The organism is Pseudomonas umsongensis (assembly GCF_012647205.1).
Taxonomy (GTDB): Bacteria; Pseudomonadota; Gammaproteobacteria; order Pseudomonadales; family Pseudomonadaceae; genus Aquipseudomonas; species Aquipseudomonas umsongensis.
The window spans coordinates 242,501-256,797 of record NZ_CP051487.1 but is presented as its reverse complement, the minus strand read 5'-3'; the positions used below and the strand labels follow the sequence as shown (position 1 = coordinate 256,797).

5 protein-coding genes, 2 tRNA genes and 3 rRNA genes (1 of these 10 cut by a window edge) are annotated in these 14,297 nt (G+C 57.1%); 3 read left to right on the top strand and 7 right to left on the bottom strand.

Going from position 1 to position 14,297, the window contains the following annotated elements:
* Window positions 1–21: 21 nt before the first annotated feature.
* Both HGP31_RS31090 and HGP31_RS01190 read left to right on the top strand, forming a co-directional pair.
* A complete protein-coding gene (locus HGP31_RS31090) occupies window positions 22–6,060 on the top strand; it encodes an immunoglobulin-like domain-containing protein (RefSeq protein ID WP_476748417.1) in 6,039 nt (2,012 codons plus the stop codon).
* A gap of 147 nt (window positions 6,061–6,207) precedes the next feature.
* The gene (locus HGP31_RS01190) at window positions 6,208–6,546 is read left to right on the top strand and encodes a hypothetical protein (protein ID WP_008064081.1); all 339 of its coding nucleotides are present in this window, start codon (window positions 6,208–6,210) and stop codon (window positions 6,544–6,546) included.
* A gap of 98 nt (window positions 6,547–6,644) precedes the next feature.
* On the opposite strand, the gene lapD is transcribed toward HGP31_RS01190, so the two are convergent.
* Together lapD and lapG are read right to left on the bottom strand one after the other, a co-directional pair.
* Complete coding sequence (lapD, locus tag HGP31_RS01185) at window positions 6,645–8,618, bottom strand: cyclic di-GMP receptor LapD (RefSeq protein ID WP_033043569.1); 1,974 nt, start codon at window positions 8,616–8,618, stop codon at window positions 6,645–6,647.
* Window positions 8,619–8,632: 14 nt separating this feature from the next.
* Complete coding sequence (gene lapG, locus HGP31_RS01180) at window positions 8,633–9,328, bottom strand: cysteine protease LapG (protein ID WP_033043568.1); 696 nt, start codon at window positions 9,326–9,328, stop codon at window positions 8,633–8,635.
* A 197-nt stretch (window positions 9,329–9,525) separates the two neighbouring features.
* Between lapG and HGP31_RS01175 the strand changes: the two genes are divergently transcribed.
* The gene (locus tag HGP31_RS01175) at window positions 9,526–10,233 is read left to right on the top strand and encodes a GntR family transcriptional regulator (protein ID WP_020801050.1); all 708 of its coding nucleotides are present in this window, start codon (window positions 9,526–9,528) and stop codon (window positions 10,231–10,233) included.
* A gap of 317 nt (window positions 10,234–10,550) precedes the next feature.
* Here HGP31_RS01175 and rrf (HGP31_RS01170) read toward each other — a convergent pair.
* From rrf (HGP31_RS01170) to HGP31_RS01150, 5 genes are all read right to left on the bottom strand, one after another.
* A 5S ribosomal RNA gene (gene rrf, locus HGP31_RS01170) occupies window positions 10,551–10,666 on the bottom strand.
* 110 nt (window positions 10,667–10,776) lie between these two features.
* Window positions 10,777–10,892, bottom strand: a 5S ribosomal RNA gene (gene rrf / locus HGP31_RS01165).
* Window positions 10,893–11,060: 168 nt separating this feature from the next.
* Window positions 11,061–13,954 (bottom strand): 23S ribosomal RNA (locus HGP31_RS01160).
* 239 nt (window positions 13,955–14,193) lie between these two features.
* Window positions 14,194–14,269 (bottom strand) — tRNA-Ala (locus HGP31_RS01155).
* A 10-nt stretch (window positions 14,270–14,279) separates the two neighbouring features.
* Window positions 14,280–14,297: transfer RNA gene (locus HGP31_RS01150), tRNA-Ile, on the bottom strand; it runs 59 nt beyond the window's last position.

Here is a 14,297-nt window from a genome sequence, read left to right as displayed (position 1 = left end):
ACCACCGACAGCACCAACGACGTGGTGGCCAAACTGACGGTGGACAGCACCAGCGTCAACGAAGGTGGGCAGATCACCTACACCGTGACCCTGAGCAACGCCGACGGCCTGCCGGTGAATAACCACGGCGGCCTGAGCTTTACCCTGACCGATGGCACGGTGATCAACATCGCCGCCAACCAAACGTCTGGCAGCACCAGCGTACCGGTCGCAGACAACCTCTACGTCGACCAGCCGGTGACTGTGGTTAATCAACTGCAATCCGTCAGCGGCACTAACAACTACGAAAACCTGGTGCTTGGCAGTGACACCACCAGCGTCACCATCAGCGACGAAGCAAACAGTGCCGGCAACAAGTTCACCGTGGGCATTTCCGCTAACGGCGACGTGGTGGAAGGCACCGCGCCGACTTTCACCGTCAGCATCAACCGTGCCCTGGCCGATGACTTCACCGTCACCTTGAGCAACGGTAAATCGGTGGTGATCACGGCGGGGCAAACCAGCGCGATCTACACCGGCGACACCAATGCCGAAGACGTCTACCAAGACCCGACGTCCCAGACCCTGCACATCACTGGGGCGGAAGTCGCGGGCAAGTCTTTCGAAAACCTGGTCATCAGCGCTGCGGATGCAACCGTTAACACCACCGACACCACCAACGACGTAGTGGCCAAACTGACCGTGGACAGCACCAGCGTCAGCGAAGGCGGCCAGATCACCTACACCGTGACCCTGAGCAACGCTGACGGCTTGCCGGTGAGCAACCACGGCGGCCTGACTTTCACCCTGAAAGACGGCACCGTGATCAACGTCGCTGCCAATCAAACCAGCGGCAGCACCAGCGTTCCGGTCCCAGACAACCTCTACGTCGACCAGCCGGTGACCGTGGTCAACCAGCTGCAATCCGTCAGCGGCACCAACAACTACGAAAACCTGGTGCTCGGCAGCGACAAGACCAGCGTGACCATCAGCGACGACGCAAAAGGCGATGCCAACAAGGTCACCGTCGGCATCGTCGCCAACGGCGACGTCACCGAAGGCCATGCACCGACCTTCACCGTGTCCATCAACCGCGTCCTCGCCGACAACTTGGTGGTGACCCTGAGCAACGGCAAGACCGTCACCATCACTGCGGGCCAGAAGACTGCGATCTACAGCGGCGATACCAACGCCGAAGACGTCTACCAAGACCCGATGTCCCAGACCCTGCACATCACCGGCGCCTCCGTGGCCGGCAAAACCTTCGAGAACCTGGTGATCGACAACACCACGGCCACGGTGAAAACCACCGACACTACCAACGACGTGGTGGCCAAACTGACCGTGGACAGCACCAGCGTCAGCGAAGGCGGCCAGATCACCTACACCGTGACCCTGAGCAACGCTGACGGCTTGCCGGTGAGCAACCACGGCGGCCTGACTTTCACCCTGAAAGACGGCACCGTGATCAACGTCGCTGCCAATCAAACCAGCGGCAGCACCAGCGTTCCGGTCCCAGACAACCTCTACGTCGACCAGCCGGTGACTGTGGTCAACCAGCTGCAATCCGTCAGCGGCACCAACAACTACGAAAACCTGGTGCTCGGCAGCGACAAGACCAGCGTGACCATCAGCGACGACGCAAAAGGCGATGCCAACAAGGTCACCGTCGGCATCGTCGCCAACGGCGACGTCACCGAAGGCCATGCACCGACCTTCACCGTGTCCATCAACCGCGTCCTCGCCGACAACTTGGTGGTGACCCTGAGCAACGGCAAGACCGTCACCATCACTGCGGGCCAGAAGACTGCGATCTACACCGGCGACACCAACGCCGAGGACGTCTACAAAGACCCATCGTCCCTGACCTTGAACGTCACCGGCGCCTCCGTGGCCGGCAAGACCTTCGAGAACCTGGTGATCGACAACTCCGCGGCCACGGTGAAAACAACTGACACCATCAGCGAAGTCACCGCCACGCTGACCGTCGACAAGACGTCCGTCGCGGAAGGCGGCGTGGTGACGTATACCGTAACCCTGACCAGCAAAGACAATATCCCGCTGGGTAACCACGGCGAGCTGAAGTTCACGCTCACCGACGGCACGGTTGTCACCGTTCCCGCGAATGTGGCGTCGGGCACTGCCACCATCATCGCCAAAGATGACGTGTACCTCGGCGGCCAACTGCCGATCACCAACAAATTGGTTAGTGTCACCGGCGGCGATAACTTCGAAAAACTGACGCTGGATCAAACGGTCCGGAACACCGCCGTCACCGACGAGTCAGGTTCCGGCACGAACACGCCGTCCAACAGCGGCGATAAAACCACCATCAGCATCACCGGCGACACGTCCGTGACTGAAGGCGATACGGCTCACTACACCATCGCCCTCTCCAACCCGGCCCACGGCGAAGTCACCGTAACGCTGTCCTACACCGGCACCGCGGCTAATGGCGCGGACTTCACGGGGGTGGCCACGATCACAATCCCGGCGAATGCCAGCAGCGTGCCGCTCAATATCGCGACCATCGATGACCGGTTCACCGAAGGGACCGAGAACTTCACAGTGAGAATCACTGGTGCCACCGGCGGAAATTTCGAAAACCTTGTGATCAGCGACACCACCAACAGTGTCACCACCTCGATCATCGACAACGACGCACCGCCGGTCATCGATCTGGATGCCAACAACTCCAGTGGCGCGACCGGGGCCAATTACAATGTGACCTTCACCGAAGGCACTACCAGCCCGGGCGTGTCGATCGGCGATATCGACCTGAGCATCACCGATCCGGACAGCACCATGCTGACCGGGGCAACCATCGTGCTGACCAACCGCCAGACCGGCGACAACCTGAACCTGGGCAATAGTGTCGATGGCATCATCATCAACACCAATCATCTGGATGGCTCGATCACACTGATCCTTTCCGGCACTGCGACGCTGGCCAATTACATTCAGCGCATCAAGAACATCACCTTCACCAACGACAGTGAAAACCCGAGCGCTGTCCCGCGAACCATCACCGTCACAGTGACCGATGGCAGCAACAACTCCAACGTCGCCACCACCACCGTTACCGTGGTCGGTGTGAATGACGCGCCGACGGCTGCACCAGCTAACGTCAGCGGACTTGAAGACCAACCGTTGGTGCTTGGTTGGTCGACTTTCGGGGTCAAGGACGTCGACAGCGCCGATGCCAACCTGGGTGTGAAAATCACCCAACTGCCCGGTGAGGGCAAGTTGCAGTACAGCAATGACGGCACCAACTGGATCGATGTGACGGTCAACCAGACCTTCACCAAAGCCCAGATCGATGCTGGCAAGCTGCGCTTCCAGCCAGACCTCAATGAGTCCGGCAGCGACGGTTATGCCAACGGCATGGGCAACAACAAGGCGGACTACGCACAACTGCAGTTCCAGCCAACCGACGGCCAGTTGTTGGGTAGCACCGCTACGGTCAAGATCGACATCACGCCAGTGGCCGACGCGCCAACGCTGAGTGTCGCCGGCAATGCGGTCACCTCTACCGGCTTGCTCAAGGAAGTCTGGACCAATCTGTCCGGGCTCGGCGCAGGCTATGACGGCACCGTCGGCAACGGTGTAGCAACCAATACCCTGAAGTCCGTGATTGACGCTGCCACGAATCCGAACAGCAGCAGCACCTCGACCAACGTCCAGTCCAGCGGTGACGTCGCCGCCAACACCGCATCGAAAACGTCTGGCCTGATCTACCTCGAAGCCGGCAAGACCTACACTTTCAGCGGCAGCGCCGACGACAGCCTGTTGGTGACCATCGGCGGCAACACGGTGGCCAGTGCCCTGTGGGGCAAAGGCGGGACAATCACGGGGACGGGCTTCACGCCAACCACCAGTGGCTACTACACCATCGACATCTACCACCATAACCAGAGTGGTCCCGGCAGCTATGACGTCAACCTGTCGATCAATGGCGCACCTGCCGTCGACCTGAGCAGCGCTGGCATACCGCTGTACACCGGCGTGGCCAATCTGGTCGCTTCCGGTGTAACGGTTTCCGCACTGCATGGCAGCAATGGCGAAGGCTATTATGAGGGCTACAAACTCAACGAAGGCGCGGAAAACGGCAGCGTCCACCTGTCGAAGATCACCACCGCGTTGACCGATACCGATGGCTCGGAAAGCCTGACCGTAAGCATCAGCGGCTTCCCCAAAGGCATGGTGCTGAGCGACGACGCCGGCCATAGCCTCACGGTGGGCACGGATGGCATCGCGCAGGTCAGCGGCTGGAACCTGGCCAACCTGACGATTACGCCACCGGCGTACTACAACGGCAAGTTCGACCTGACCGTGACCTCGACCTCCACCGAGCTCCTGGGTGACAAGGCATCGAGTACTGCAACGATTCCGGTCACCATTTACCCGGCTGTGTACAACGCCATCACCGCTACTTCGGCTGATGACACGGTCAGCGGTACCGACGGCAACGACATCATCGTGGCCGATATCGGCGGACTGACGGTCATTCCGGGCACCAACTACAACATTGCATTCATGGTCGACAGCTCGGGCAGTATGAGTGACGCCTCTGTCGTCGCGGCCAGGAACTCGCTGACCTCGGTGTTCAATACCCTCAAGCAAAGCATGGGCGGTAACTCGGGCACCGTGAACATTTTCCTGGTGGACTTCGACACCCAGATCAACAAGTCGGTATCGGTCAATCTGAACGACCCGAATGCGCTGAAACTGCTCACGGCTGTGTTGAACTCGATGGAGTCCGGTGGTGGCACCAACTACGAGGACGTGTTCAAGACGACGGCTAACTGGTTCCAGAGCGCTGATGCACTGGCCAACACCGGGGCGAAGAACATCACGTACTTCATCACCGATGGCAAGCCGACCTACTATCAAAGCGACGAGTCGCAGAACCCCAAACTGTACGGCAACGTCAGGCTGGATAGTGTGGTCACCACCAGCAATTACCAACTGGGCACTGCGACCACCCTGCAACCTGACAGCAGTCACCAGATCGAGATCTCCGCTGCGGGCTACGTGAGGGTCTGGACGAAGTCCGGCAACAGCTGGTCGTACGATAATGTTGGCACCCTGCATGCCCAGGGTGATGGCACCTACGAGTTCTCGTCCCGCGATGGCAGCGGCAGCAGCACAAGCTCAGACACCGTCGACAATGCCCAGGCCAGCTTCGCGCTGCTGCTCAAGGTTTCGCCAACGGTGGAGGCTATCGGCCTGAACAGCGACGTGACCCTCAGCGACCTCAAGCCATACGATTCGGACAAGGCCCCACAAACCAATATCGACCCGAACAACCTGGCCAACTCGATCATTGGTCACACAGAAGCGACATTGCCTGGCGCTGACACCGTCAACGGTGGGGATGGCAACGACATCCTGTTCGGCGATCTGGTCAGCTTCAGCGGCATTGCAGGCGAGGGTTACCAGGCCATGCAGGCGTTCGTTGCCAAGGAAACCGGCGTAGATGTCAGCAAAGTGACCACCAGCAACGTGCACCAGTACATTACAGAGCACACCGACGTGTTCGACGTGTCTGGCGCTCACGATGGCGACGACAGTCTGTTGGGTGGTGCCGGCAACGACATCATTTTCGGCCTGGGTGGCGACGACAAACTCTACGGCGGCAGCGGCAATGACCTCTTGCTCGGCGGTACCGGAAAAGACCTGCTTGATGGTGGCGACGGCAATGACACCCTCCTGGGTGGCAAGGGTGACGACACGCTGATTGGCGGCCTGGGTGGCGATACCTTCGTCTGGAAGGCTGGCGACACCGGCACCGACGTGATCAAGGACTTCAATGCCAGCCAGGGCGATCGCATCGACCTGCGTGATCTGTTGCAGGGTGAAAGTGGCAGCACCATCGACAACTATCTGAAGATCACCACGGTGGACGGTGTATCGTCCCTGCAGGTCAATTCCGCTGGCAACTTCAACAGTGCCAACGCTACAGCGGCCAAGCCGGACGTGACGATCAAACTCGAAGGTAACAACTGGTCCAGCGCCAACTTGCACAATCTGATTGCCGGTAGCGATCCGACGATCAAGATCGATCACAACAACAGCTGATGGCTGACTGACGGTCGCCCACAGCGGGCGGCCGTCACGTTTGCAATCAACAGCCCGGTGACGATTTCGTCATCACGCCGCATACTCGCCTGCAGTTGGCCTATGCTGCTGACAGCATGATGCTGGACCATTTCTGAGGGATGCCAAATGTTTTACGTGCAACGCGATGCGCAAGGCCAATTGGTTCGCGTGGAAGCTGCCGCCTATGCCGAAGCCACGGAAACGCTGCCGGCCGATCATCATGAAATCCAGGCCTGGTACGCCAACGAAACGATGGAGGTCAGCCTCAAGCAGCTCAAGCAAAGCGACCTGGAAATGATCCGCGTACTCGACGACCTGATCCAGGTGCTGACCAGCAAAGGCGTGATCCGTGTGACCGACCTGCCGCCGGCCGCACAGGCCAAGCTGATGGACCGGACCCAGGCTCGTGAGGCGTTGGGCGGATTAAGTCATTTGATCGATGATGATGAGGCAGGATTGATCTAGGCCTGCCGCCCTGCAGGTGTAGGAGCGAGCATGCTCCGGGCGGCGTTCCGACGAAAAACGTGAGGGCGCCGCGGGGCGTCAGGTGCCCCGCGTCATCGTTACCCCCCATCGCGAGCAAGCTCGCTCCTACACCAAGGCTTTGGTGCACCAAATAATTGCCCCTGAACCCCATAAAGCCCCATCTCGCGAATCACCGACAACTCCCCTTCTGTCTCGACCCGCTCGGCAATCAACGGCAGGTCAATGCTGTGCGCCGCCCGCTGGATGGCCTCGATGAACAAACGCTTGTCACTCTCGCGATCAATCGCCCGGAAGTAGCTGCCATCGACCTTCAGATACGCTAACCCTAGCCGTGCCAGGTTGCCGATCATGCTGAAACGTCCGCCGAAACGTTGCAGGCTCAATGAGAACCCCAACTCACGCAGGCGTCGCGTCAGCTCCTCGAGCACCGTTTGCTCCGGTAATTGTTCCTCACCGATCTCCAGCGTCAACCGCGGCCCCAGGTTGGAATGCGAACGCAATAGCTCAAAGACTTTATTCAGCGCCTGCGGGTCAGCCAGGGTAGCCGACGACAGGTTCAGCGCCAGCGACTCTTCATGGTCAGCCATCTGCTCAAGCACCAACTCCAGCATCAGGCGGTCCAGCCGCGCAGTCCAGCCAAAACGCTCCAGCCACGGCAGGAAGCGTCCGGCGGGAATGATCTGGCCCTCGGCATCAGTTAAGCGCGAAAGCACCTTGTAGTGCAGCACCAGCTGAGTGTCCTGGGCGGCAACCACCGGTTGGAAGAACAATTCGAAGCGCCGTTGAGTCATGGCCTGATCGAGCAGGTTGTGCCACGCATGATGGTCTTCAGCCACATGAGTCGATGCGCCATGGTCCAGGCACGCCCAGCTCGGCTCACCCTGGCTCTGCGCCTGGGCCAATGCCTGATCCGCTAACCCGAGCGCCGCCTGCGGCGAATCGCCATGGGTAAAGGGGGCCAGTCCGATTGAGGCCACCGGCGCAACGTCGGTGGCGCCAGTGGCGTGCAGGCTCGCCAAGGCACTGTCGAGGCTGCGTGCCAATTGCAACGCTTCTTCGCGTACCAGCCCTGGCGCCAAGACGGCAAACTCACCGCCTCGAATGCGCGTGACCAGGTTTTGTGTTTCCGGGTACTTGGCGCACTCGCGAGACAATTGCAGCCCGACTGCCTTCAACAACTCATCAGTCCGCTGACCACCCAGGCGCTGATTCAAACCCGCCAGATCGTTGACCCGCAGCAACAGCAGATAACCCGAGCTGGCCTGCTCGGTATTGCTCACCCGTGCGTTCAACTGCATCTCGAAATAACGACGGTTCGCCAGCCCTGTCAGGTTGTCCTGATAAGACTCGATCCGCAGTCTTTCACTGCGTTCGGCCTGTTCCTGAAACAGTGCCTTGAGCTTCTCGACCATCTGGTTCATTGCTTGAACGACGCGGCGCAATTCAGGGGTACGCGGCAAATCCGGCAGGCTGAGGAATTCCCGGCGGGCAATCGCGTGGGATTGCTTGACCATGTAATCCAGGGGTTTCAATTGTCGACGCAACAGCAATGCACCCAAGACGGCGCTCACCGCGCCACACAGCAGCAGCCAACCGAGACTGCCCAGCGCACTCTGCCAAAGCTTGGCCAAGGCAAACATCGGGTGGCTGACCACCTCGACCCGCGCGGCCTGCTCCCAACCGCGGCTGACGATCGCATCGCCACCGGCCGCTTCCAGGCCGATCAGCTTGATGAACCATTGCGGTACATTGTTGACCGCCGGCATACCGCTGCGCTCGACGATGACTTTGTCGTCGCTCAAATCGACCACGCGGATGCTGGCGTAATACCCGCTGTCGAATAGCGAGCTGACCAGCAACTCGACCATCGCCGGATCGTCGATGTTCGGCGTCAGGGACACCGCCAAAGCCGTCGCGCCATCCTGGGCGTGAGAACGCAACTGGTTGACGTACTGGGTGCGCGAACTTTCCAGGCTGACCATGAAGCTGCCGGTAAAGGCGACCACCAGGAACAGACAGATAGCGATCAACAGCTGTTTAAACAAAGACATCTGAGCGTGAGCTCCTAGTTAGTCGTTTCGACCGGAAAACCTTCGGCCTGCATTTTTTTCAGCACATCCTGCCAACGCGACAGGCGTTTGGTATCACCAACCTTCTTGTTACCTTTGGCGCCGGGCAAGTACAGGCCTTCTGCATTGAAGGAGTAGACCGGAAGCAGATCCGTTCGCTGACTGGCGGGCTGAATGGTGTCGATCAGGCTATCGAGGACCAACGGCATCGCCTCTGGACTCGAATAGTAGGTCAGCACCATGTGTGCCCGGTTCAGACGCAGGGCCTTGACGTAGGTAATGCGCAGTTTGTCACTGGAAACGCCAAGATGGCGCAGGCTGAAATACTTGGCGATGGCGTAATCTTCGCAGTCGCCGGCACCTTTCCACAGGGCTTCGATTGGCGTTTCCCAATAATCGACCTGCTGCCATAAATCGATGTCTTCGACGTAGCGCAACTGCTTGTTGACGAACCGGTTGACCACGTTCAACTGTTCAAGCTCGCCAAGCTGCTTCTGGCTGGCCAGCAAATGCTGCCAATCATCCATGCGTTGCTGGCCTGGACCCAAAGGTCCGTACAATGCCTGCGCCCGACGACTGATCAGAGAAAAATCCCAATCGGCATGCAGCCCGCCCAGCATCACGCCAGCCAGCAACAACGCGCAGGACAGCCAGCGCAGCATCCGTGGAATCGGGAAAAAACGTACCGCCAATGCGAGGCATCCAGGGTAGGCAGTTGGAAAGTCGGTTGATGGTGTAGGTTAGTACGGCAAAAAACAATGGCACCGTGAGATCAGCGATGGCGCGCTAAACTTGAAATAGGCAATTTGCTGATCGTTTGACAAGCTTTCAGGCAGTCACTAGTGTCAGTTGGATCCAAAAATAACTCAGTCAATCAGGGTGCGTTGTAGTGACACGAAAAGCCAACCCTCTCAGCAGCATCAAGGTCAACGGCCCCATTGCCGCTCACTTGGCGCGCTCGGTCATCGAGGAAACCTTGCGTTCGGCCATCCTGGACGGTCGGCTGCCGTGTGGCATCGCTCTGCGCCAGCAAGACCTGGCCGATCTCTTCGGTGTCAGCCGCATGCCTGTGCGCGAAGCGTTACGCCAACTCGAAGCCCAGTCATTGCTCAATGTGGTTGCCCACAAAGGTGCTGTGGTCGCCCCACTGGTCCAGGGCGATGCAGTGGAGACCTATGCACTGCGGATTTTACTGGAGTCCGAAGCCCTGCGCCTGTCGGTGCCATTGCTTGAGGCGGCGGATCTCGAACAGGCCGCGCTTTACATCGACCAGCTGGAGACGGAACAGGACTACACCGAAATCGGCCGGCTGAACCGCCTCTTTCATATGTCGCTCTACAGCAAGGCACCCAATCGCCGGTTGCTCAAACTGGTGGAGGACGGGTTGAACGAAGAAGAACGCTTCCTGCGCTTCAACCTTGAGGCCATGGGCCTGGGCAAGTTATCACAGGAAGATCACCGCGCCATGTGGCGGGCCGCCGAGGCGCGGGATGTCGAAGGATCGGTGAGGCTGCTGGTCAACCATCTCAATCGTGGGGTTGAGGTCATCACCCGGTACCTCAACAGTCCGGAAGCCAGGAACAGAAAAACCTCGTAGCAAAGGCAGCGGCAGGCCTGAGGGTGACTTCACTTGCCGCAACATTTCGTCGCTCATCATCCACGCATAATCTGCTTACAACATCCCCCGGCCCCGACTCCCAGCCCGCTATAACCATCCCCAGGCTCTTTTGCACGCCGATGCCGCGCGAGTCTGGGCGATGGTGGGTAGCTTTATCCGGCTTCCATCGATTCATCCCGGTGCTGTCTCACATTGAGTGACCGGCTACTCGATGAGCAATGTGCTGAAGCTCTTTTCGTAGGCCCAAAACGACAAAACCCCTGTCTGCGTGAGCAGACAGGGGTTTTGGAATTTAATCTTGACGATGACCTACTCTCACATGGGGAAACCCCACACTACCATCGGCGATGCATCGTTTCACTTCTGAGTTCGGGATGGGATCAGGTGGTTCCAACGCTCTATGGTCGTCAAGAAATTCTGTGTGCCGGTCCGTCCGTTAGGACGTGCCAGCGAATTCTTGATGTTTCTACTATAAAGACAAAACCCCTACCTGCATGCGCAGATAGGGGTTTTGGAATTTAATCTTGACGATGACCTACTCTCACATGGGGAAACCCCACACTACCATCGGCGATGCATCGTTTCACTTCTGAGTTCGGGATGGGATCAGGTGGTTCCAACGCTCTATGGTCGTCAAGAAATTCGGGTACTGAGTCGTGACCAGATGGCCTCGCTTCAGCAAATTGGGTATGTGATAGCTTCGGTGTTTTGTGAACTTCGAACTTTCGGTTCGTTGCGTCTTCACACACCGCAATCTGGTCTCTTTCGTCTTTTCAACTAGGAGCATCAAATTGCTTGGGTGTTATATGGTCAAGCCTCACGGGCAATTAGTATTGGTTAGCTCAACGCCTCACAGCGCTTACACACCCAACCTATCAACGTCGTAGTCTTCGACGGCCCTTCAGGGGACTCAAGGTCCCAGTGAGATCTCATCTTGAGGCTAGTTTCCCGCTTAGATGCTTTCAGCGGTTATCTATTCCGAACATAGCTACCCGGCAATGCCACTGGCGTGACAACCGGAACACCAGAGGTTCGTCCACTCCGGTCCTCTCGTACTAGGAGCAGCCCCTCTCAAATCTCAAACGTCCACGGCAGATAGGGACCGAACTGTCTCACGACGTTCTAAACCCAGCTCGCGTACCACTTTAAATGGCGAACAGCCATACCCTTGGGACCGGCTTCAGCCCCAGGATGTGATGAGCCGACATCGAGGTGCCAAACACCGCCGTCGATATGAACTCTTGGGCGGTATCAGCCTGTTATCCCCGGAGTACCTTTTATCCGTTGAGCGATGGCCCTTCCATACAGAACCACCGGATCACTAAGACCTACTTTCGTACCTGCTCGACGTGTCTGTCTCGCAGTCAAGCGCGCTTTTGCCTTTATACTCTACGACCGATTTCCGACCGGTCTGAGCGCACCTTCGTACTCCTCCGTTACTCTTTAGGAGGAGACCGCCCCAGTCAAACTACCCACCATACACTGTCCTCGATCCGGATAACGGACCTGAGTTAGAACCTCAAAGTTGCCAGGGTGGTATTTCAAGGATGGCTCCACGCGAACTGGCGTCCACGCTTCAAAGCCTCCCACCTATCCTACACAAGCAAATTCAAAGTCCAGTGCAAAGCTATAGTAAAGGTTCACGGGGTCTTTCCGTCTAGCCGCGGATACACTGCATCTTCACAGCGATTTCAATTTCACTGAGTCTCGGGTGGAGACAGCGCCGCCATCGTTACGCCATTCGTGCAGGTCGGAACTTACCCGACAAGGAATTTCGCTACCTTAGGACCGTTATAGTTACGGCCGCCGTTTACCGGGGCTTCGATCAAGAGCTTCGCGTTAGCTAACCCCATCAATTAACCTTCCGGCACCGGGCAGGCGTCACACCCTATACGTCCACTTTCGTGTTTGCAGAGTGCTGTGTTTTTAATAAACAGTCGCAGCGGCCTGGTATCTTCGACCGGCGTGGGCTTACGGAGCAAGTCCTTCACCCTCACCGGCGCACCTTCTCCCGAAGTTACGGTGCCATTTTGCCTAGTTCCTTCACCCGAGTTCTCTCAAGCGCCTTGGTATTCTCTACCCAACCACCTGTGTCGGTTTGGGGTACGGTTCCTGGTTATCTGAAGCTTAGAAGCTTTTCTTGGAAGCATGGCATCAACCACTTCGTCACCTGAAAGGTAACTCGTCATCAGCTCTCGGCCTTGGAATCCCGGATTTACCTAAGATTCCAGCCTACCACCTTAAACTTGGACAACCAACGCCAAGCTGGCCTAGCCTTCTCCGTCCCTCCATCGCAATAACCAGAAGTACAGGAATATTAACCTGTTTTCCATCGACTACGCTTTTCAGCCTCGCCTTAGGGACCGACTAACCCTGCGTCGATTAACGTTGCGCAGGAAACCTTGGTCTTTCGGCGTGGGTGTTTTTCACACCCATTGTCGTTACTCATGTCAGCATTCGCACTTCTGATACCTCCAGCAAGCTTCTCAACTCACCTTCACAGGCTTACAGAACGCTCCTCTACCGCATCACCCGAAGGTGATACCCGTAGCTTCGGTGTATGGTTTGAGCCCCGTTACATCTTCCGCGCAGGCCGACTCGACTAGTGAGCTATTACGCTTTCTTTAAAGGGTGGCTGCTTCTAAGCCAACCTCCTAGCTGTCTAAGCCTTCCCACATCGTTTCCCACTTAACCATAACTTTGGGACCTTAGCTGACGGTCTGGGTTGTTTCCCTTTTCACGACGGACGTTAGCACCCGCCGTGTGTCTCCCATGCTCGGCACTTGTAGGTATTCGGAGTTTGCATCGGTTTGGTAAGTCGGGATGACCCCCTAGCCGAAACAGTGCTCTACCCCCTACAGTGATACATGAGGCGCTACCTAAATAGCTTTCGAGGAGAACCAGCTATCTCCGAGCTTGATTAGCCTTTCACTCCGATCCACAGGTCATCCGCTAACTTTTCAACGGTAGTCGGTTCGGTCCTCCAGTCAGTGTTACCTAACCTTCAACCTGCCCATGGATAGATCGCCCGGTTTCGGGTCTATTCCCAGCGACTAGACGCCCTATTAAGACTCGCTTTCGCTACGCCTCCCCTATTCGGTTAAGCTCGCCACTGAAAATAAGTCGCTGACCCATTATACAAAAGGTACGCAGTCACCCAACAAAGTGGGCTCCCACTGCTTGTACGCATACGGTTTCAGGATCTATTTCACTCCCCTCTCCGGGGTTCTTTTCGCCTTTCCCTCACGGTACTAGTTCACTATCGGTCAGTCAGTAGTATTTAGCCTTGGAGGATGGTCCCCCCATATTCAGACAAAGTTTCTCGTGCTCCGTCCTACTCGATTTCATGACTAAGAGATTTTCGCGTACAGGGCTATCACCCACTATGGCCGCACTTTCCAGAGCGTTCCGCTAATCTCAAAGCCACTTAAGGGCTAGTCCCCGTTCGCTCGCCACTACTAAGGGAATCTCGGTTGATTTCTTTTCCTCAGGGTACTTAGATGTTTCAGTTCCCCTGGTTCGCCTCTTGCACCTATGTATTCAGTACAAGATAACCATCTTATGATGGCTGGGTTCCCCCATTCAGACATCTCCGGATCAAAGTCTGTTTGCCGACTCCCCGAAGCTTTTCGCAGGCTACCACGTCTTTCATCGCCTCTGACTGCCAAGGCATCCACCGTATGCGCTTCTTCACTTGACCATATAACCCCAAGCAATCTGGTTATACTGTGAAGACGACATTCGCCGAAAATTCGAATTTCTCAACTAAGAGAACTCACAAATTTTACCTTAGCCTGATCCGTTACCAGTGAAAGTAACGTTCAGTCTATCTTTCTATCACATACCCAAATTTTTAAAGAACGATCTAATCAAAAGACTAGAAATCAATATTCATCGCAGAATATTCATTTCTAAACTCTCAAACTTCGAAGCAGTTTATGGTGGAGCCAAGCGGGATCGAACCGCTGACCTCCTGCGTGCAAGGCAGGCGCTCTCCCAGCTGAGCTATGGCCCCATAACAAAATTGGTGGGTCTGGGCAGAT

What these genes read in the sequence shown, in the direction of transcription:
- HGP31_RS01190 (WP_008064081.1), top strand. Translation starts at nt 6,208, where the DNA reads ATGTTTTACGTGCAACGCGATGCGCAAGGCCAATTGGTTCGCGTGGAA.
- lapD (WP_033043569.1), bottom strand. Translation starts at nt 8,618, where the DNA reads ATGTCTTTGTTTAAACAGCTGTTGATCGCTATCTGTCTGTTCCTGGTG.